20 protein-coding genes are annotated in these 15,854 nt (G+C 56.3%); 10 read left to right on the top strand and 10 right to left on the bottom strand.

The features are described from left to right. Positions 1-127: 127 nt before the first annotated feature. Entirely contained in the window at positions 128-778 is a 651-nt protein-coding gene (locus AC2FD9_RS05495) for a J domain-containing protein (RefSeq protein ID WP_472723168.1), read from the top strand. 51 nt (positions 779-829) lie between these two features. Here AC2FD9_RS05495 and AC2FD9_RS05490 read toward each other — a convergent pair whose 3' ends face one another. Further along, positions 830-1,348 carry a YHS domain-containing (seleno)protein gene (locus tag AC2FD9_RS05490; RefSeq protein WP_496835772.1) on the bottom strand — a complete coding sequence of 173 codons (519 nt, stop codon included), beginning with the start codon at positions 1,346-1,348 and terminating at the stop codon, positions 830-832. 250 nt (positions 1,349-1,598) lie between these two features. Here AC2FD9_RS05490 and yghU point away from each other — a divergent pair, with 250 nt between their 5' ends. Further along, complete coding sequence (yghU, locus tag AC2FD9_RS05485) at positions 1,599-2,477, top strand: glutathione-dependent disulfide-bond oxidoreductase (RefSeq protein WP_282151734.1); 879 nt, start codon at positions 1,599-1,601, stop codon at positions 2,475-2,477. A gap of 43 nt (positions 2,478-2,520) precedes the next feature. On the opposite strand, the gene AC2FD9_RS05480 is transcribed toward yghU, so the two are convergent. Together AC2FD9_RS05480 and AC2FD9_RS05475 are read right to left on the bottom strand one after the other, a co-directional pair. Next, a complete protein-coding gene (locus AC2FD9_RS05480) occupies positions 2,521-3,309 on the bottom strand; it encodes an SseB family protein (RefSeq protein ID WP_496835769.1) in 789 nt (262 codons plus the stop codon). Beyond that, positions 3,302-3,889, bottom strand: a complete 588-nt coding sequence (locus AC2FD9_RS05475) for a uracil-DNA glycosylase family protein (protein WP_496835767.1) — start codon at positions 3,887-3,889, stop codon at positions 3,302-3,304. The genes AC2FD9_RS05480 and AC2FD9_RS05475 overlap by 8 nt, the downstream gene beginning before the upstream one ends. 230 nt (positions 3,890-4,119) lie before the next feature. Between AC2FD9_RS05475 and AC2FD9_RS05470 the strand changes: the two genes are divergently transcribed. The 4 genes from AC2FD9_RS05470 to AC2FD9_RS05455 are packed head-to-tail and all read left to right on the top strand — an operon-like array spanning position 4,120 to position 8,681. Then, on the top strand, positions 4,120-4,779 hold the full coding sequence (locus AC2FD9_RS05470; RefSeq protein ID WP_282119017.1) for an ABC transporter ATP-binding protein: 660 nt from the start codon (positions 4,120-4,122) through the stop codon (positions 4,777-4,779). Then, complete coding sequence (locus AC2FD9_RS05465) at positions 4,757-6,331, top strand: KpsE/RkpR family capsule polysaccharide export protein (RefSeq protein WP_496696110.1); 1,575 nt, start codon at positions 4,757-4,759, stop codon at positions 6,329-6,331. Before AC2FD9_RS05470 ends, AC2FD9_RS05465 begins: the two co-directional genes overlap by 23 nt. 5 nt (positions 6,332-6,336) lie before the next feature. Beyond that, positions 6,337-7,170 carry a 3-deoxy-8-phosphooctulonate synthase gene (kdsA, locus tag AC2FD9_RS05460; RefSeq protein ID WP_282168938.1) on the top strand — a complete coding sequence of 278 codons (834 nt, stop codon included), beginning with the start codon at positions 6,337-6,339 and terminating at the stop codon, positions 7,168-7,170. Between the two features lie 14 nt (positions 7,171-7,184). Beyond that, positions 7,185-8,681, top strand: coding sequence for a phosphomannomutase/phosphoglucomutase (locus tag AC2FD9_RS05455; RefSeq protein ID WP_496835764.1), 1,497 nt, complete (start codon positions 7,185-7,187; stop codon positions 8,679-8,681). Positions 8,682-8,737: 56 nt separating this feature from the next. On the opposite strand, the gene AC2FD9_RS05450 is transcribed toward AC2FD9_RS05455, so the two are convergent. Next, the gene (locus AC2FD9_RS05450; protein ID WP_496835763.1) at positions 8,738-10,687 is read right to left on the bottom strand and encodes an AsmA family protein; all 1,950 of its coding nucleotides are present in this window, start codon (positions 10,685-10,687) and stop codon (positions 8,738-8,740) included. A gap of 93 nt (positions 10,688-10,780) precedes the next feature. Here AC2FD9_RS05450 and rimO point away from each other — a divergent pair, with 93 nt between their 5' ends. Both rimO and AC2FD9_RS05440 read left to right on the top strand, forming a co-directional pair. Then, complete coding sequence (gene rimO / locus AC2FD9_RS05445) at positions 10,781-12,169, top strand: 30S ribosomal protein S12 methylthiotransferase RimO (protein ID WP_496835761.1); 1,389 nt, start codon at positions 10,781-10,783, stop codon at positions 12,167-12,169. Positions 12,170-12,283: 114 nt separating this feature from the next. Then, on the top strand, positions 12,284-12,631 hold the full coding sequence (locus AC2FD9_RS05440) for a hypothetical protein (RefSeq protein WP_496835759.1): 348 nt from the start codon (positions 12,284-12,286) through the stop codon (positions 12,629-12,631). 147 nt (positions 12,632-12,778) lie between these two features. Here the strand turns inward: AC2FD9_RS05440 and AC2FD9_RS05435 are convergent, their stop codons facing one another. Next, positions 12,779-12,967 (bottom strand): hypothetical protein, encoded by a 189-nt coding sequence (locus AC2FD9_RS05435; protein WP_058275732.1) that lies wholly within the window; start codon positions 12,965-12,967, stop codon positions 12,779-12,781. 215 nt (positions 12,968-13,182) lie between these two features. On the opposite strand from AC2FD9_RS05435, the gene AC2FD9_RS05430 reads away from it, so the two are divergent. Continuing rightward, entirely contained in the window at positions 13,183-13,425 is a 243-nt protein-coding gene (locus tag AC2FD9_RS05430) for a CDGSH iron-sulfur domain-containing protein (protein WP_496835757.1), read from the top strand. Here the strand turns inward: AC2FD9_RS05430 and AC2FD9_RS05425 are convergent, their stop codons facing one another. The 4 genes from AC2FD9_RS05425 to AC2FD9_RS05410 all read right to left on the bottom strand — a co-directional run bounded on the left by AC2FD9_RS05425 (position 13,426) and on the right by AC2FD9_RS05410 (position 15,169). Beyond that, positions 13,426-13,686: a DUF6455 family protein gene (locus AC2FD9_RS05425; RefSeq protein ID WP_496835755.1), complete on the bottom strand. Its 261-nt coding sequence runs from the start codon at positions 13,684-13,686 to the stop codon at positions 13,426-13,428. A gap of 66 nt (positions 13,687-13,752) precedes the next feature. Next, positions 13,753-14,028 carry a DUF6455 family protein gene (locus tag AC2FD9_RS05420; protein WP_109313235.1) on the bottom strand — a complete coding sequence of 92 codons (276 nt, stop codon included), beginning with the start codon at positions 14,026-14,028 and terminating at the stop codon, positions 13,753-13,755. A 68-nt stretch (positions 14,029-14,096) separates the two neighbouring features. Then, positions 14,097-14,465 carry a YigZ family protein gene (locus AC2FD9_RS05415; protein ID WP_282168942.1) on the bottom strand — a complete coding sequence of 123 codons (369 nt, stop codon included), beginning with the start codon at positions 14,463-14,465 and terminating at the stop codon, positions 14,097-14,099. Beyond that, positions 14,462-15,169, bottom strand: coding sequence for a M48 family metallopeptidase (locus tag AC2FD9_RS05410; protein WP_496696118.1), 708 nt, complete (start codon positions 15,167-15,169; stop codon positions 14,462-14,464). The genes AC2FD9_RS05415 and AC2FD9_RS05410 overlap by 4 nt, the downstream gene beginning before the upstream one ends. Before the next feature lie 122 nt (positions 15,170-15,291). Between AC2FD9_RS05410 and AC2FD9_RS05405 the strand changes: the two genes are divergently transcribed. Beyond that, entirely contained in the window at positions 15,292-15,540 is a 249-nt protein-coding gene (locus AC2FD9_RS05405) for a DUF8831 family protein (protein ID WP_058275565.1), read from the top strand. Here AC2FD9_RS05405 and AC2FD9_RS05400 read toward each other — a convergent pair. Beyond that, on the bottom strand, positions 15,528-15,803 hold the full coding sequence (locus tag AC2FD9_RS05400; RefSeq protein WP_496835753.1) for a DUF167 domain-containing protein: 276 nt from the start codon (positions 15,801-15,803) through the stop codon (positions 15,528-15,530). The two genes, AC2FD9_RS05405 and AC2FD9_RS05400, sit on opposite strands and share 13 nt — an antisense overlap. Positions 15,804-15,854: the final 51 nt, after the last annotated feature.

Raw genomic sequence — 15,854 nt, 5'->3', positions numbered from 1 at the left:
CAATTGCCGCGACGCGCTGCAATTGTTCCCGTAAGCACTTCAATTTTGCGTGAAATTTGACAAATACACCGTCCTGCTCAAACTGAAGAAGTGACGTTTTTTTGTTTTGTAATGAGTAAATTGGGTTATGGAAACTGTTGAGAAGATCAGAGCCCGCACAGAAGCACTGCATGCTCTGGGGTTGGATCAAAACGCCAGTTCGGACGACATCAGAAGCGCCTGGCGGGACATTGCGTTCCATGGTCATCCAGACCAAGCCAAGGGTGATAGCTCCGGATTTACCCGCGCCAAGGATGCATATGATTTTTTGCGTAAAGAAGGGCTGGCGGGTAAGGGTGTTGGATCGGGAAAACCCCGGCGCCCGAAACTGCGCCGTCGTATTCTGACACTGGAAACCGCCGATATCAACGCATGCCGCGCCCTGCTGAACAACGCGTTGCCGGACCGATCAGACGAGGTTGAAACACCGGATTCCGAGCTGATGTGCAAGTCGGACCATGTGCCCGATGCGGTCGGCTTCTTTGGCCGCCATTTGACATTCTTTGTCTCAACGCCGGTCTATGAAGGTGCAAACCGCGTGGCATTGCCCACATCGGTTTTGGCGAGTTCACGCCAGACGGAAACCGAGGTGCTGAATTTCCAGTCCAACGACTCTGGCGGTGGCGAGGTTGTTGTGCCCGAAGCGATTACTGCGCGTACGTTCCCCGGGGCCAAAAGCGTTCGCATTCGGTTCGATGCCGATCAGCAGATGCGGGACGAATTCTCGTTTGCGCATTGACAAAAAAAGCCCGGCTGAAATGAGCCGAGCTTTGACTTGGTGAGTGGCCACTTAGTTTGTAACCGGGCCTTCCGAGGTGAATTTCGGGATCACGCTGGTGGATGCGCCATCGGGTTCGATCCCCGGCCAGTTGCCTTCGGCGAGGTTGATATTGCCGGGCACATCTTCTTCCCAGAAACCGACGACGACATCGGTGATGTTCAGGTAAAGCTTGTCATCGACGATGCGCCACAGGTTCGGGTTCGCCGGGACTTTGCCGCCCTTCGACACACCGTATGCGCAATGTCCGTCATATTGCGGTGCGTAGAAGGCTGGGTTCTCCTGAAATTTGTCGCGGTTCTCTTCAGACGAAAATGCCCAGGTGGCACCATTGTATTCCGCAGTGATGTCTGCACGGCCGCGTACAGGCGCGGGCTGAGATTGACCAACCGCAACCTGATCTAGACCACGGTATGCGACGACATCGTAGCCGGACACGGCGAACCCGGTGCCGTCAATATACTGGTCACCAGCAAAGGCCGGAGCGGCAAGGGTCAGAGCCGCAGCTACAGTCAGGGCAAAACGTTTCATGGTGGTAAGTCCTTTTGTCCTCGGGGTTGTTGATTTGCCCGAACTTGCGGGTCTGAACATACAATAGGTGATTCAGACCGCTTGCGAAGTCCCCCTCGCGTCGCTGTGACGTTGAATGAGAATTCGTGAGATGTCGGGTGAGGATTGTTACAAAAACGCTGCGCTCTGGGGGGTTGGACTTGGTGCTTTGCAACATTAGCTGTTGTGATGGACGGACAATTCACCTGCACTTTGCGAAGAAAGGCAAGAAATGAGCGAGCAACCGACCTATACGCCCCCAAAGGTCTGGACATGGGACAGCCAGAATGGCGGCCAATTTGCCAACATCAATCGCCCAATCGCTGGCGCCACCCACGACAAGGATCTGCCGATTGGACGGCACCCCCTGCAGCTCTATTCACTGGCCACGCCGAACGGCGTGAAAGTGACCGTGATGCTGGAGGAACTGCTGGCGCTGGGTCACGAAGGTGCCGAATACAACGCCTGGCTGGTCAATATCGGCGAAGGCGATCAGTTCAGCTCGGGCTTTGTCGGGGCCAACCCAAATTCTAAAATCCCCGCTCTTTGGGATCGCTCGGGCGACAAGCCGACACGCGTGTTCGAAAGCGCTTCGATCCTGTTTCATCTGGCCGAAAAGTTTGGCGCGTTTTTGCCCGCGTCCGGACCGGAACGTACGGAAGTCATGAACTGGGTCTTCTGGCAGATGGGCAGTGCACCCTATCTGGGCGGTGGGTTTGGCCATTTCTACGCCTATGCGCCGGAAAAGTTCGAATACCCAATTGACCGCTTTACGATGGAGACCAAGCGCCAGCTGGACGTTCTGGATCGCGAACTGGCCGACAAGACGTATATCGCAGGCGAGGATTACACCATCGCGGACATGGCGATCTGGCCCTGGTATGGCCAGCTGGTTCTGGGCCGCCTTTACAGCGCCGCCGAGTTCCTAGACGTGGAATCCTACAAGAACGTCATGCGGTGGGCCAAGGCGATCGACGCACGCCCTGCCGTTCAGCGGGGCCGCATGGTCAACCGCCCGTTCGGTGAGCCACATACCCAGCTGCACGAACGTCACGAGGCCAGCGATTTCGAAACCCGCACCCAGGACAAACTGGAAGCAGCTGCGGAATAATCACAAAAAGCCCCGCAGATCAGTCGTGCGCGGGGCTTTTTTTCTACTTCAGAATAGGCGGTTTATCCGGGTTACTGCCGGGTGTCGTCTGCGCGACAACACGCGCCTCTGGCTGTGGCAGATCGAACCGCAAACCGATCCGCGCCAATGAGGCAGCAGCCTGATCGTGTACACCGAAGAACCCGACATCCATTGCCCCGGCCTCAATCCCGGAAAACGTCAACGCCTCGGACGCGGCCTTGGCCAGCGCGGGCTCTGCCCCTTCTACCGCACCAATGAACCCAAGCAGGTGACCGGAACCGCCGCCTTCGGACTTCGTTCCCACCAGATATGCGGCTTCCGCCAGCCCAACTGCGGTGGCAAGTTTCGCGTCCAGTGCGGTCAACAAATCGTCGGGAAGGCCTGCAGGGGGCAAGAACTCTGCCAACCGTTGCTGAACCTCCTCTGGCTCATGCTGCAGAGTTTCCGCCAGCCAGCCCAGCGCCTCGGACGGGATCAGCATAGAGGACGGCGCAACTTCGAGGTTGAGGCCCAGCCCAATCCCTTGCCCCGCGAGCATGGAGGACAACACCCGGCCCGAAAGCGCCACATAAGGGACAGGACGTTCGGCAAACTGCGCCAACCGGTCCTCTCGGTCAAAGGCCAGCACAAAGCGCCCATCGGCGACGTCGAACAACTCGGGTGAGATGTTTTCGCCCTTCGCCTCTTCTGTCAGCATCAGAAACAGCTCGCTGTCGGCAAGCCGTTCGAAGAACCTCAATCGCGCTGCATCATCTTGTGGGGCGGTAGTCATTGCGGCGTAGGTAGCGTCCAGAGCCGTGGTTTCAGTCATTCAGAACCTCTTGCACCCGTGCACGCAGAACCGGCAGAAGGTCGGTCTGGAACCACGGGTTTTTCTTCATCCATGCCGTATTCCGCCACGAGGGATGAGGCAAGGCAAAGACCCGCGGCGCATGGTCCCGCCAGTTGCGAACCGTTTCCGTCACCGAGCTGCGCACATGCAGGTGGTATTTATGAGCGTGCCCACCCACCAAAATAGTCAGGGGTATTTCCCCCAGCGTTTGCATGACTTTGTTGTGCCAGGTTTGCCCGCAGACAGGGGGGGGCGGCAAATCCGCCTTGCGCGCATCATAACCCGGAAAACAAAAAGCCATCGGCACGATTGAAACCCGTGACCGGTCGTAGAACACGGCTTCATCCACCCCAAGCCAGTCCCTCAAACGGTCTCCGGACGGATCGGTAAACGGCCGACCCGATTCATGCACCCGCGCACCCGGAGCCTGACCGGCAATCAAAACTGGCGTTCCCGGCTGAAACCAGACCACTGGGCGCGGCTGATGCGCGGTCTCTGTCGCAGCAAATCTTTCCGCGCAAATACGGCAGGCCGAGATTTCTTTCTGTAGCGAATTCATCAGATGGCAAGGTTTCCTGCATCAAATTGGTTGACGGTCACCCTTAAAGATAGTCAACGCAATGCGTGGGTCCAACCGATGGAAAAGTCACATTACCAACAGCACACGTGCCGGTGCATTGATCATTGCCACTAAAACTCGACATAATATGGCCCACATAAAACGTAGGATAACAACCCGATTACCGGCACATCCGGTACTTTTAAAATGGTGCAAGCAGCAGGCCCTCAATGCTTGAGTTTGAAAATGTCAGTAAGTCCTTCTGGACCGGGACACGCCGCAAGGTGATCCTGGACAGTGTCTCGTTTCGGGTTCAATTGGGCCGTTCGATTGGCATTCTTGCACCTAACGGAACCGGCAAGACTACCTTGATCAATATGATGGCCGGCCTGGAAAAGCCCGATGAAGGCGTGATTCGAAAGTCCTGCCGAGTGTCTTTTCCTATGGGTTTCACCGGAGGTGTCGCAAACAAACTGTCCGCCCTGGAAAACGCGCGCTACGTCGCCAACATCTACGGGATGGACCCCGATTACGTCGAAGCCTACTGCAAATGGCTATGCGGATTGGGGGAGTATTTCAACCAACCTTTGGCCACTTACTCCAGCGGTATGAAAGCGCGCTTTACGTTTGCGTTGATGTTGGCCCTGGATTTCGACATGTACCTGATTGACGAAGGGATGCCGGCGTCGACGGATGTGGAATTCAACAGGAAGGCCGGCGACATCCTTCGGGAAAAACTACGCACGACTACAATGGTGATCGTGTCGCACAGTCCCGCCGTGCTGGAGAAATTTGCGCAAGAGGCTGCCGTTTTGATGGATGGCCAGCTTTACATGTTCGACACCTTGGAAGAGGCAAAGCAGCTATATGACTACCAAACCCAAGGCTAGCATCTACAACTGGCGCCGCAAACGCCGCAACGCGGGAACGGAAGAAGACCGCGCTGATGCCATTTCACGCATTCGCAACGCGACCCAGCCACCCACTGCGGCCAATGACTCGGAGTCCAATACCGAGATTGACGCCATCAAACGCGAGGGACTGACCGGGCGCCAATTGCGGTTGGCACGCAGATTGGCGCAAAAGAACGGCCTAGAGGCGACCTCGGACTATGATGCGGTGCGTTTGCTACGCCAAAAGGGCATCGATCCGTTTCATCGCGCCAATTTGCTGGGGATGGCCGGTGAAACGGCACAAACCGAGGATCAAGCCAAGGACAAAGTCACGATTCATTTGCCGCAAACGGTCAGTGAAGGTGGAAAGACCCTGCCCGGGCCCGAGATGTCTCCTGCGCAACGACGCGAGCTTGAAATTGGCGAGATACAAAAAGACATCGCCCGCCGTCGCCGTCGCAAACTGCTTGCCCTGTTTGCCCGCCTGACGGTTTTCGTCTTCCTGCCCACCTTTATTGTCGGGTTCTATTTCTACCGTGTGGCGACGCCCATGTATGCCAGCGACTCGGCCTTTTCGATCCTGCAGGCGGACGGGGGCGGTGCAGCTTTTGGCGGGCTTTTGGCGGGCACACAATTCGCCACCGCACAGGATTCTGTCGCTACTCAGGAATTTCTTGAGTCCAAGGATGCGCTGCTGAGGCTTGAACGTGACATGGGCTTCGCAGAGATTTTCCAGCAAGACTGGATCGACCCTATTCAACGGCTTTCGCCGGACGCCACGCTGGAAGAAGCCTACAAGCTTTTCCGGCGCATGATCACCATCGGATACGACCCGAGCGATGGCATTATCCGAATGGAAGTTGCGGCACCTGATCCGCAGATTTCGGTGGCCATCTCTGACCGTCTTCTGTCCTACGCCGAAGAAACCATAAACGGGCTCACAGAACTCAAGCGCGAGGACCAGATGCGCGACGCGCTGGATGGTTTTGAAATGGCACAGAAGGAGCGCAGGAGAGCACAGGAAGATCTGATCGAACTTCAGATTCAAGGCGCGCTGCTGGACCCGCAAAACGTCATCGTCAGTTTGCGCGGCCGCATCGACGCCCTGGAAACACAGATTCAAGAAAAAGAGCTGCAGCTGGCCGCATTGCTGGACAACCGTCGTCCGAACCAGGCCAAGGTGGATGGTGCCCGCGCGGACATTGCGCGGCTTGAGACTGTGTTGGAAGAACTCAACTCGGAAATGCTGGATGTGTCTGCAGGCGAAAACTCGCTTGCCCGGCTCAGCTTACGAATTCAGATGGCACAAGCCGATCTTGTTGCCAGGGACATGATGCTGCAGACAGCCATGCAGCAAATGGAAACCACGCGGACCGAAGCAAACCGTAAAGTGCGCTATTTGACAGTGTCTGTGAGGCCGGTGCCAAGTCAGGAACCCACCTATCCGCGCAAGTTCGAAAATACGATTTTGGCTTTTCTGTTGTTTGCTGGTATCTACCTGTTGATCTCGCTTACCGCGTCGGTCCTTCGTGAACAGGTATCCTCGTAAGACACATGAAACATGTAAAAATCTCCGATCTCACGGTCGGCAATGATCTGCCTCTGACGATCATTGCTGGCCCCTGCCAACTTGAAAGCGCGGATCATGCGCAGATGATCGCAGGCAAAATGAAAGAAGCCTGTGATGCCGCCGGTGCGCAGTATGTTTTTAAGGCCTCGTATGACAAGGCGAACCGCACATCAATTTCAGGTGTCCGTGGGCCCGGAATTGCTAAAGGACTGGACATTCTGGAAGGTGTCAAAAAACAAATTGGGGTACCTGTCCTGACTGACGTACATACGCCGGAGCAATGCTCAGACGCGGCCAGTGTTTGTGATGTTTTGCAGATTCCCGCGTTATTGTGCCGTCAAACCGACTTGGTGTTGGCCGCAGCCCAAACAGGCGCAGCGATCAATGTCAAAAAAGGGCAATTTCTGGCACCATGGGATATGGCGAACATTGTCGCCAAGATCGAGAGTGTTGGTAACTCGAATATTCTGCTGACAGAACGTGGCACCTCGTTTGGGTACAACACCTTGGTGACAGATATGCGCTCGCTCCCGCAGATGGCGGCGACGGGCTATCCGGTTGTGATGGACGCAACCCACTCGGTTCAGCAGCCTGCAGGGCTTGGAGGTTCGACCGGCGGACAGCGTGAATTTGCTCCGGTGATGGCGCGCGCAGCTGCCGCCATCGGCGTAGGTGCTGTGTTTATTGAAACACACGAAGACCCGGACAAGTCTCCGTCAGACGGGCCCAACATGATCTATCTGGATCAAATGCCTCAATTGATTGACACATTGATGCGCTTTGATGCACTGGCCAAAGCCAATCCTATACAGATTTAAGCAAGAGCAATAGCATGACCAAACCCATCCCAGAGGTGACCCCGAACACCTGGAGTTTTCTGCGCGATCCGATGATCAAGCCGACCGGCTTTCGCGAATATGACGCGCGCTGGAAATATCCCGAAGAGATCAACCTGCCCGGCATGACCGCGCTTGGCTTGGGTCTGGGCACACAGATGCGCAAACGTGGGATCGAACCGGTGATTGCGGTGGGCAACGACTACCGCGACTACTCGCTGGCAATCAAAAACGCGCTGATCCTGGGTCTGATGCAGGCTGGCATTCAGGTCAAGGACATTGGCCCCGCGCTCAGCCCGATGGCCTATTTCGCGCAATTCCATCTGGATGTGCCGGCCGTGGCCATGGTCACAGCCAGCCACAACCCTAACGGCTGGACCGGCGTCAAGATGGGCTTTGATCGTCCTTTGACACACGGCCCCGACGAGATGTCAGAGCTCCGCGACATCGTCCTGAACGGTGAAGGCACCCCGCATGAAGGCGGAACATACGAATTCGTTGATGGTGTAAAAGAAGCCTACATCGACGATCTGGTCGGCGATTTCAAAATGTCCCGCCCCCTGAAAGTCGTGTGCGCAACTGGTAATGGAACGGCTTCGGCCTTTGCGCCTGAGATTTTCGAGCGCATTGGCGTCGAAATGGTGCCCAGCCATACCCAATTGGATTATACTTTCCCCCACTATAACCCCAACCCCGAGGCTATGGAGATGTTGCACGACATGTCCGCCTCTGTGAAAGCCAGCGGTGCCGATCTGGCTCTGGGCTTTGACGGCGACGGCGATCGCTGCGGTGTTGTGGATGATGAGGGGGAAGAGATCTTCGCCGATAAGGTCGGAGTGATCATGGCCCGTGATCTGGCCAAATTGTATCCGAACTCGACCTTTGTGGCAGATGTGAAATCCACTGGTCTGTTTGCCAGCGATCCCGAATTGCAGGCCCTTGGTGTCAAAGCGGACTACTGGAAGACCGGACACAGCCACATGAAGCGTCGGGTCAAGGAGATCAACGCGCTGGCCGGCTTTGAGAAGTCTGGTCATTACTTTCTGGCTGAACCTATCGGGCGCGGCTACGACTGCGGGATGCGCGTCGCCGTTGAAATCTGCAAGCTGATGGATCGCAACCCGGATCAAAGCATGTCGGATTTGCGCAAGGCGCTGCCAAAAACCTGGTCTACGCCGACCATGTCACCCTATGCCGCCGATACAGAGAAATATGACATTCTTCAGCGGCTGGTCGACAAGCTGGTTGCAAAAGCTGATGCCGGAGACAGTTTTGCCGGTCGCGCGATCAAAGAGGTTGTCACCGTCAACGGCGCTCGTGTTATTCTGGACAATGGCAGCTGGGGTTTGGTGCGCGCATCCTCGAACACTCCGAACCTTGTCGTGGTCTGCGAAAGCAGCGAAAGCGAGGATGAGATGCGCGCAATCTTTGGCGATATCGACGCGGTTATTCGCACGGAACCCGGTGTTGGCGACTACGATCAGACCATCTAAGCGCTACTGCGTTTCGGGGCACTTTCTGCCCCGAAACCCTTGCGTATTGGCGCTGATTAGTTGCCGCCAAACAGCTTCAGCAGCCCCTTGTTCACTTCGTCTTCCAGTTTGTTCTTGATCGCGTCTTCGATCTGATCGCTGTCCGAAATCGTCGTATTCAGCTCGTCCCCGACTTTGTCCAAAACTTTTTGCTTGGCCTCATCTTCAAGCTCTTTGGCCTTTCCTTCAGCAACAGCTTCGATGACTTTGGTTAGATCCGGCTTGATCGACGGGTCGCTCCACGGCCCGACAATTTTCACTGGTACCGCGATGCCGTTTCCCGAATTCGCGCGCAGCGCCACAGGTGTGAAAAGATAGTCGATATCGCGGTTGCCGATTCCGACCCGACCGGAACCGTCGGCCCGGAAGTTATCCAGCGACATCAACAGGTCGTTGTTCCACAACACCCCTTGATCCATGGTGAAGCTGGCAGACAAGCTGTTGAACACGGTTGTGCCGCGCTCGCCCCCGCTGCGGCCCATCAGGCGGTCCAGATCAAATCCCGAGATCACGCCCTTGCCCACGTCCACACGACCCTTGCCGCTGAGTGAGCGCATAATCTGATCCTCGGTCTGTCCAACTCCCAGAAATTCAAACGACCCTGATCCGGTGCCGGACAACCGCTCGATCCCGCCAAGGGCGGACAGAGCTTGCTGCACATCCATGCCATCCGCGGTCAGATTGCCGCCGACCGATAAACCGTTCCGGTTGTTGGCGACCACTTGCCCGTTCAGATGCCCTGAAAACAATGTGGCAGGGTTCATCTGAAGAACCGCTCTGGATCGATCAAGGTTAAGCGTCAGATCGCTGGGTCCCAGCGTCAGACCCGGTACGGCAATGGAATTGGCTTTGAGGCGGATTTTGCCATTCGCCAAGGCCAGCGCAGACGCATCAATCGGGGTGGTCGACCACCCTTGGTCAGGTGACGGCGCCGACCCGCCGCCAGCGCCACCAGGCGTATCATTGAAATGAGTAAGATCCAGGTCACCGCCTTCCAGCCGCGCGGTAATCTGCGGCGGGTTCGAGATAACGATATCTGCCTCACCAGTCAGGCGATTATTATCCAGCAACGCCACCAAATTGCGCAGCGAAATCCGACCATCGCTGGTATAGGTCATTTGCCCGGCCACGTCGGCCTCGCGCCCCAGACCCAATGGCACCCCAACACCGGCCTGACCAAAAGCAGCTAGCATACGTTCCGTGTTCGTCGTTTTGGCCAGCATTCTGCCATCCATTTCACCAGCCAGATTGACCCGGCCTGCAAAACCGAACTCTCCGCCGGGCGCGGTCATGGTCAAATCCAGCGGCGTTACCGCGCCGGACGCGTAAGCTGGCAGATCTTGAATCTTGAGGTCGACATCGACCGCCCCCCCGGGCACTGCCATCTGAGCCTGAACCTGCAGAGGCGCCGAAACGTCCGGCCAACTGGCCGCCAGATCGACATTGGCAAAATCGAATTTAGTTGCGCCGTTTTCGATATAGACCAAACGTGCATTCGTCAGCTTCAGATGATCCAGCGTCACCTCGCCCTGCTGCCCTTGCGGTGCCGCGCCGCTTGTGGCGCCTACCGAGGCTGCGTTTGCGGGTGCCGAAAGCTCCCAATTCCCGCGCCCATCCGAAAGTTCCAACCGCAGAACCGGATTATCGGCGACCACCCGTTTGATGCGCAGGTCCCCTGAGATCAGCGCGGCAGCATCAACCCCCACGGCCAGGCTTTCGGCGCTTAGCATGGGTTCAGGACCGGCCCATTGCGCATTTCCAAGAGTCACCGGACCAGTTTCCAGCCCCAGCACGGGCCAGAAAGACAGGTTCACATCGCCCGTAAGCTTCAGGTCGCGCCCGGTTTGGGTGCGGACCTGCTCAGCCAATATGGTGGCCAGCTTGTCGCCGGGCATCAGCAGCAATGCCCCGATGACCAAGCCAAAAACCGCCACCAACAGGAAAACTATGCGCAACAGCCACTTCATATTCTGCTCTCCGCCTTTTTCATGCGTTAAAAAGATCATCCAAAGCCTGCGCCGCATTTGCAAGGGGAAGCGTTCCCCACTATATGCCGCGCAATGACAACGAACCCGCCAAACCTCCGCCCCGACCTGGCGCCTGCCGCCCGGATGCCCGAGACGCCACGTTCGAACCAGCCGACCATCGGTATGGTCTCTTTGGGCTGCCCCAAGGCCCTGGTCGATAGTGAGCGCATTCTGACGCGCCTGCGTGCCGAAGGATACGGCATCTCGCCCGACTATTCAGGCGCGGATGCCGTGATCGTGAATACCTGCGGGTTTCTCGACAGTGCCAAGGCCGAGTCGCTGGACGCTATTGGTGAGGCATTGGTGGAGAATGGCAAAGTCATCGTGACCGGCTGTCTGGGTGCGGAACCGGATTACATCCGCGAACATCACCCACGCATCATGGCTGTTACCGGCCCGCACCAATACGAGCAGGTGCTGGATGCGGTGCACGCGGCCGTGCCGCCTGATCCTGACCCGTTTGTGGACCTGCTGCCCGTCGCAAGTGTGCAACTGACACCACGCCATTACAGCTATCTCAAGATTTCCGAGGGCTGTAACCACAAATGCAAGTTCTGCATCATCCCCGACATGCGTGGGAAACTCGCCAGCCGTCCGGCACATGCTGTACTGCGCGAAGCTGAAAAGCTGGTCGACAACGGCGTGCGTGAATTGCTGGTGATCTCGCAGGATACATCCGCCTATGGTTTGGATCGGAAATACGGCGTGAACCCGTGGAAGGATCGCGAGGTGCGCAGCCACATTACCGATCTGGCGCGTGAGCTGGGGCAGTTGGATGCCTGGGTTCGGCTCCACTATGTCTACCCCTACCCGCATGTTCGCGAGTTGATCCCCCTGATGGCAGACGCAGGATGCAATATCCTGCCCTATCTGGATATTCCGTTCCAACATGCCCATCCGGACGTTCTGAAACGCATGGCTCGCCCCGCGGCAGCGGCTAAAACACTGGATGAAATCGCCGCATGGCGGGCGACCTGCTCGGATATCACCCTGCGTTCAACGTTTATCGTTGGTTACCCGGGTGAAACTGAGGCTGAATTCCAGACCCTTCTGGATTGGATGGGCGAGGCGCAACTGGATCGTGTTGGCTGCTTCCAATACGAAAACGTCGATGGCGCGCGATCGAACGACCTGCCGGATCACGTTCCAGCCGAGGTCAAGCAAGAGCGTTGGGACCGCTTCATGGAAAAAGCGCAGGCCATCTCCGAGGCTAAGCTGGCCGCCAAGGTTGGCCAGACCATCGACGTGATCGTGGACGAGATTGATGACGAAGCCGCCACGTGCCGCACCAAGGCAGACGCGCCCGAGATCGACGGGAATCTGTTCATCGATGAGGGTTTTGATGACCTGAAGCCTGGTGACATCGTGTCGGTCGAGATCGATGAGGCCGGCGAATACGATTTATGGGGCACACGCACCTAAGCCTAATGTGCCGTTCACCCTCGATAGGCAGAGCGTGATTTAAGTTTATTGGCTTGAGACGGGATTTTCCCGGACCATGAATGAAAACCTCAACTCGCTAGAAGGAGGGTTTTCATGGCATACTTTCGTGCAATCTCTTTCAATTGCATGGCCGCGATACTTGCGTCCCAACTTTTTGCCTTCCCGGCTACCGCAGGCAGCATCACCGTTGGAACGATCGGCCAAATTGTTGTTGGGTCAAATTCGCAGAATGCTCATAGCCGCAATAAAATCCGCATTCACCGGCACTATTACTCTCCGAAAGTCCACACACCCAAAGTCTACCACCCAAACCCGGTTCCTAAGAACGCGCCCTACGTTCAGCAAAAGCTAAAAAAGAAATCCTATCGCTACCTTTATGCGCCACGGTACGGGTCAAAGCGTCAACACTATAACCGCAAGTCATTTGGACACGGTTACTGACGGCTGGTGAGGTGATGATTGCCAATTACCGACGTATTCTGATCCGAGTCCGCGTCGGCATAAAGCGGGCACAAAAAAACCGCCCAACAAGGGCGGTCGGCTGCGTTGAGTAAGCGGGCGGCCAAAACAAGACCGCCCGCAGAATTCTTACTGAGCGACCGGGTTACAGATGGTCTGTCCCGCTTCGGTCGTGGCCAGCTCGGTTCCAGCCGGGCAGCTCGGTGTGCCGAACTTGTCGTACTCAGGTGTGATGTAAACCGGCGTCGGCTCTTCCTGCTGCGAGCATGCAGCCAGAACCAGGGCAATTGCGCTAACGGCAGCAAATTTAAGTTTCATGTCCGTCATTCCTCTAAAAATTTTCTCATATTGCCCTATTATCTGGGGCCAGTCTCAAAATACGACCTCGTTGATATTATTGCAACAAAATCAATCACAGATTCGTGAGAGCGGCAAAACCATGCTGCTTACATAAAGAAACATAAGCGCTCTACCCGCCCCGCGCGAAGGCCTTATAGTTGTTTCACGACATTAGCCAAAAGCGGAGCAGCCACATGTCAGATCAGCCGAAACCTGCCCAAAAAGCCCCCTACCCGGTCGAAGTGACCGAAGGGAAAACCTATTTCTGGTGTGCCTGTGGCAAGTCAGAGCGTCAGCCCTTCTGCGATGGTTCACACAAGGGAACCCAGTTTGAACCGGTGAAGTTTACTGCCGAGACCAGCAAGAAGGTGTTCTTTTGCGGGTGCAAACAAACGGCCAATCAGCCGCTGTGCGACGGTTCGCATTCCAAGCTCTGACTAAGCCTTCAAAGCGTTCAGCGTTTCCGCATTAGCGCAGAATTCAGGTGCCGAATCGGCTTTGACCTGTTGTTTCGACAGCCACAATTCGCATTGGTCGCTGCACCCAGAGGCACGACAGCGCGTCACGATCTCCGCATAACCATTGGTGGTCAACCGCCCCTCGGCCATTGCTTCGGTCAACGAAACATCCATACATCTGGCCACCGACCGGGTTAGCCAAAAGTGTTTCTCCACGTCGCCCAGATTGTCTCGGGTCATTGGCAGATCTGCCTTTTTTTTGCACAAAGCGCCGTCAAACACAGCAATGGCGCGGCATGATTTTTCTTAACCGTCGCGCTTGCTTTCCGACAGCGAAGTGAGGCGGTCAAACAGGGAAGTGTTCCTGCAGTATTCCGGGGTTTTCTGGCCTTGGGCAGATTGTGCCAGAAATTGCGCACAATGATCAGGGTTCGAACAATCACTGCATCGCAGGACCGCATCAGATATCTGGTCAATCGAGACATCACCGCCTATGGCCGCATCTTCCAGATCGACCCCGACGTGGGTTGCCATCTGGTCGACCAGTTCCGCATGTCGTTTCAGAGTATTTTTGCCAAGCATTGCGCTGTCTCCCTGTCGCACAGTTCTGACAGGATAGCGCAGCGGCCCGAACAGGCATTTGACTCAGGTCAAGACCCGGCGCCGATATGCTCCAGATAGGCGCGGGTGGCATCCTGCACCCTGCGAAAGCGGTCACCGCCCAGCTTTTTACCCCCGTACCAGCGGGTGACAATGATGATGTGGCCCTCCAGTCCGGCCCTTTCGAGCATGCGCAGGATGACCATTCCGGCACCGCTTTCGCCGTCGTCGGCCTTGAGAGCCCCTGTCGGCAAGATCGTCGCCCAGGTATTGTGCGTCGCCTTGGCATAGGCTTTGTCGGACTTGAGGTCTTGCAGAACGGCATCCACGTCCTCGCGCGTTTGCACAGCAGCCCCCGACACCGCGTATTTCGATCCACGATCCGTCAGGATTACGCCCAGCCTTGCTATTTGGGTCATTGCGTCAGCCCAAGTTTTCGGGCCGTGTTCTGAACCATCTGCACACGTTGCGCATTCGGCGGATGTGACGCGAGAAAACTGTCCTCCGGGTCCGGGATGCGGTCAAAGTACTTTGCACCAATCAACGGGTTATATCCGGCATTGTGGGTAATGATTGTGCCCAACTGGTCAGCCTCAAGCTCGAAGGCCTTAACATTCAATTGCACACCCACTTCCGCCCCAATTTTCTGTGTACGCTCCAGGTCTTCTCCCTCTTCTCCAAAGAGTTCGCCCAGATTGTTGAATATGACTGCGCTTTCCTGTGCGTTTTCGGCCTGGCGCGGAATGTGACGCAGCAGATGATGAGCAGTCTCGTGCCCGAGTACAAAAGCCAGCTCATCTGGATTTTGCGCCGACTGAATCATGGATCGGGTCATTATGATCACCGGCTGGCCCCTGTCATCCAAGGTCTGAAACGCATTCGCTTCCGCTTGTGGATTGAGATCAACAAGAACCGTGAAATCACAATTTTTGACTTTGGCCCGCTTCAGACACTCTGCCCGGGCTTCCTTGCCGATGGAGCGGCTGACATCTCGAACCGCGGCCGCCTCTACCTGATACTCACCCAAGGTCCCCGACCATTGGGTCGCGGGCTGCAATCGCATCTCGCCAGCACTACAGGCCGCCAGAAAAAGAGGAAGAAACAAACAGATCAGACGATACATTCATAATCCTTTGAAACGGTTGGCCCGTTTTCACGACCATAGCGCGGAGCCGCGCCAATCACCACAGCCCGATTGGTAAGGTACGGGTTGCATTGCATTCGGCTGACCTGCACTCTGCTTTCATGTTTTCGATTGAGCATGAATTCGACTCGACAGTCATTACTCTGGTGGACGAAGGCCCCAAGCCTTTGCAAGAGGATGTCGTCATCAACAGCTTCGCCGAATGTGTGACGCTTGAACAATTGGACCCGCGCACGGATCAGATTCAGAGGATCACGTTATCTCCTGAACAGGTGCGCGATCTGGCGGCGGCTTTAGATTTGCCGGAAGGCGTGTACCAAATCCGGGAAACACCGGATCAGGGCAAATAGACAAACACCTTGTCACGCGACGCCTGCCCCCGCCTGAGGATCAGAGTAGACGGTGCCACCCCCATGGCCACGGCCAATATGTTACGCACCGCCTCGTTTGCTTTGCCGTTTTCGGGCGGCGCGGTAACGGTGATGCGAATGTTTCCCTGATCGGTTAAAATCCCATCCTTCGCAGCTTTCGGCGTGACCCGGACCTCGATCCCTTCATCGGGTACGGCGTGCGCGCTCAGATCCGGTACATTTCGCAGCTTTGGTTTGGCCATCTTCCCTCTCTTCTTCTTTAACACCCTTGCACGAACGCTCAGGGAGTGAAA

The organism is Ruegeria sp. YTSC230, from assembly GCF_059609665.1.
Note: the sequence above shows the minus strand (reverse complement) of the source record. Positions and strands in the feature narration are given on the sequence as shown.

Excerpts from the sequence above, each read along its gene's own strand:
- AC2FD9_RS05495 (WP_472723168.1), top strand. The coding sequence starts at position 128 with ATGGAAACTGTTGAGAAGATCAGAGCCCGCACAGAAGCACTGCATGCT.
- AC2FD9_RS05490 (WP_496835772.1), bottom strand. The coding sequence starts at position 1,348 with ATGAAACGTTTTGCCCTGACTGTAGCTGCGGCTCTGACCCTTGCCGCT.
- yghU (WP_282151734.1), top strand. The coding sequence starts at position 1,599 with ATGAGCGAGCAACCGACCTATACGCCCCCAAAGGTCTGGACATGGGAC.
- AC2FD9_RS05480 (WP_496835769.1), bottom strand. The coding sequence starts at position 3,309 with ATGACTGAAACCACGGCTCTGGACGCTACCTACGCCGCAATGACTACC.
- AC2FD9_RS05475 (WP_496835767.1), bottom strand. The coding sequence starts at position 3,889 with ATGAATTCGCTACAGAAAGAAATCTCGGCCTGCCGTATTTGCGCGGAA.
- AC2FD9_RS05470 (WP_282119017.1), top strand. The coding sequence starts at position 4,120 with ATGCTTGAGTTTGAAAATGTCAGTAAGTCCTTCTGGACCGGGACACGC.
- AC2FD9_RS05465 (WP_496696110.1), top strand. The coding sequence starts at position 4,757 with ATGACTACCAAACCCAAGGCTAGCATCTACAACTGGCGCCGCAAACGC.
- kdsA (WP_282168938.1), top strand. The coding sequence starts at position 6,337 with ATGAAACATGTAAAAATCTCCGATCTCACGGTCGGCAATGATCTGCCT.
- AC2FD9_RS05455 (WP_496835764.1), top strand. The coding sequence starts at position 7,185 with ATGACCAAACCCATCCCAGAGGTGACCCCGAACACCTGGAGTTTTCTG.
- AC2FD9_RS05450 (WP_496835763.1), bottom strand. The coding sequence starts at position 10,687 with ATGAAGTGGCTGTTGCGCATAGTTTTCCTGTTGGTGGCGGTTTTTGGC.
- rimO (WP_496835761.1), top strand. The coding sequence starts at position 10,781 with ATGACAACGAACCCGCCAAACCTCCGCCCCGACCTGGCGCCTGCCGCC.
- AC2FD9_RS05440 (WP_496835759.1), top strand. The coding sequence starts at position 12,284 with ATGGCATACTTTCGTGCAATCTCTTTCAATTGCATGGCCGCGATACTT.
- AC2FD9_RS05435 (WP_058275732.1), bottom strand. The coding sequence starts at position 12,967 with ATGAAACTTAAATTTGCTGCCGTTAGCGCAATTGCCCTGGTTCTGGCT.
- AC2FD9_RS05430 (WP_496835757.1), top strand. The coding sequence starts at position 13,183 with ATGTCAGATCAGCCGAAACCTGCCCAAAAAGCCCCCTACCCGGTCGAA.
- AC2FD9_RS05425 (WP_496835755.1), bottom strand. The coding sequence starts at position 13,686 with ATGACCCGAGACAATCTGGGCGACGTGGAGAAACACTTTTGGCTAACC.
- AC2FD9_RS05420 (WP_109313235.1), bottom strand. The coding sequence starts at position 14,028 with ATGCTTGGCAAAAATACTCTGAAACGACATGCGGAACTGGTCGACCAG.
- AC2FD9_RS05415 (WP_282168942.1), bottom strand. The coding sequence starts at position 14,465 with ATGACCCAAATAGCAAGGCTGGGCGTAATCCTGACGGATCGTGGATCG.
- AC2FD9_RS05410 (WP_496696118.1), bottom strand. The coding sequence starts at position 15,169 with ATGTATCGTCTGATCTGTTTGTTTCTTCCTCTTTTTCTGGCGGCCTGT.
- AC2FD9_RS05405 (WP_058275565.1), top strand. The coding sequence starts at position 15,292 with ATGTTTTCGATTGAGCATGAATTCGACTCGACAGTCATTACTCTGGTG.
- AC2FD9_RS05400 (WP_496835753.1), bottom strand. The coding sequence starts at position 15,803 with ATGGCCAAACCAAAGCTGCGAAATGTACCGGATCTGAGCGCGCACGCC.